At 45.4% G+C, this 229-nt stretch carries 1 protein-coding gene; it reads left to right on the forward strand.

Translation table 11 applies throughout. From position 1 onward, the window contains the following. Nucleotides 1–23 precede the first annotated feature (23 nt). Nucleotides 24–229, forward strand: a 206-nt coding sequence (locus HJY11_RS13780; RefSeq protein WP_438820441.1) for a zinc-binding dehydrogenase, incomplete at its 3' end; no start/stop codon positions are given.

The raw sequence follows: 229 nt of genomic DNA on the forward strand, positions 1-229 counted from the left end.
TTTCAGGCGCAAGACATGTTGTTGTGACAGATCTCAACCAGTATCGTCTGGATCTTGCGACAAAGCTCGGTGCGACAAGAACAGTGAACTCAAAAGAAGAGAAACTGACCGATGTGATGAAAGAGATCGGAATGACAGAAGGATATGATGTAGGTCTTGAAATGTCCGGAAGTCCGGCTGGTCTGTCTGACATGATCCATAATATTAAGCACGGTGGAAAGATCGCTCT

This window comes from Bittarella massiliensis (ex Durand et al. 2017) (genome assembly GCF_017566145.1).
GTDB lineage: Bacteria > Bacillota > Clostridia > Oscillospirales > Ruminococcaceae > Bittarella > Bittarella massiliensis_A.